This window comes from Mesorhizobium sp. M8A.F.Ca.ET.021.01.1.1 (genome assembly GCF_003998025.1).
In the GTDB taxonomy this organism is placed as follows: Bacteria; Pseudomonadota; Alphaproteobacteria; order Rhizobiales; family Rhizobiaceae; genus Mesorhizobium.
Genome location: NZ_RZSJ01000881.1, coordinates 1 through 1,587, shown reverse-complemented (window position 1 = coordinate 1,587; position 1,587 = coordinate 1). Strand labels below are relative to the sequence as shown.

At 70.8% G+C, this 1,587-nt stretch carries 1 pseudogene; it reads right to left on the bottom strand.

Annotated elements, in window-relative coordinates:
* Positions 1–1,587, bottom strand: a pseudogene (locus EOA36_RS35025) (chromosome segregation protein SMC); the annotation flags it as partial.

The following is a 1,587-nucleotide window of genomic DNA, read 5'->3' as shown; positions in this document are numbered from 1 at the left end:
GTTTTCAGCACGCGCCAGCCAGTTGCCGCGCTCGGCGCCGATGGCATCCAGACGCCGAGTGCGTGCCTCGGCTTCGCGCCGCAAGCCTTCATGGACGGCGCGCGCGTCGGCCAGTGCGGCGCGGTCGCGAGAGACATTGGCCGATGATTGTTCGAGCAGCAATTGCAGGTCGCCGAGATCCGGCGCGTCCTGCAACAACATCTCGGCCTCGACGAAAGCCGCCGACGTCTCCTCGTGGCTGTCGACTATGCGGGCACGCGCCTCGTCCAGCGCGGCACGGCGGCTCGACAGTTCACCGCCGGCCTTTTCGGCCTCGGCCAGCGCATTGCGGGCGGCATCCAGCCGATGCTGGGCCTCGCGTCCGGCCTGGCGCGTGGTCCGCTCCGCTTCGCTTGCCTGGCGGAGGGCCTGCTCGGCCTGTGCCAGCGCCTCCTCGGCCTGGCGCAGGACGAGCGTCGCCTGCACCGCTTCGGCATCGAGTTCGGCAAGCCGGTTCTTCTGCGCCAGCCTTTGTGCCGCGGCGGTCGGTGCATCGGCGCTGGCGGTCAGGCCGTCCCAGCGCCACAGCGCGCCCTCACGACTGACCAGGCGCTGGCCGGGAGCCAGAAGCCCCTGCAACCGGCGGCCGTCAGCGGCCTCGACGATGCCGATCTGCGCCAGCCGGCGGGCAAGCTGTGCCGGCGCGCGAACCATGCTGGCAAGGCTCCTGATCCCTTCCGGAAGCGCGGCGTCGCCGGGCTGGATTTCGCTTTCGCCCCAATGCGCCGGCGCGTTGCGGTCGAGCGGCACGTCGAGATCTTCGCCCAGGGCCGCCCCAAGAGCCGTCTCGAAGCCGCGCTCGACGCTGATCTGCTCCAGCACGGAAGGGAAGAGATCGCCGCTGGCCGCGTTCAGGATCTTGGCCAGCGTACGCGCTTCGGTCTCGATCCGCGCCAGTTCCGCCCTGGCGTCCTGGAGCGGCGGACGCGCGGCACTTTCGGCACCACGAGCGTCGATGACCGACTGCTCGGCCTGCTCCGCCGCGGCCTCCGACTCTTCCAGCAACGCCAGCGCCTGTTCGACCAGGATCTGTTTCTCGGCCGGGTCCGGCAGGCCGGCCACCTTGGCGAGGATGTCCGACAATTCGCGGTCGACATCGGCGAGTTGGCGGGCGAAGCGATCGCGCCGCTCGGCGGTTTCGCGCAAAGTGCGTTCGATCTGATGGCGCGAGGCGGCAGCCTCCGCGCGCTCGGCGGTCAGCGCGGCGAGCTTGGCTTCGCTTTGCGCAAGCGTCGAGGCGGCCTGTTCGAATGCCGCGCGGGTGGTGGCCTCGCGCTCCGCGGCACCAGCGTTTTCGGAGTTCAGCGCGGCCTCTTCCGCGCGCAGGCGCTCGAGAACGTCGGCGTTGTCGCGCACCATCCGCTCTTCGCGGGCGATGTCGCCGTCGAGCTGCTGCAACCGGCGCTCGAGTTCGGCCTGACGGGTGCGGATGCGGCCGGCTTCCTCCTCGATCTGCGACCTGGCGATCGACAGCCGCTGGAAGGCGGCTGCAGCCGCGGCTTCCGCGTCGCGCAGGTCAGGCAAGCGATGGGCGGAGATGCCCTGCTC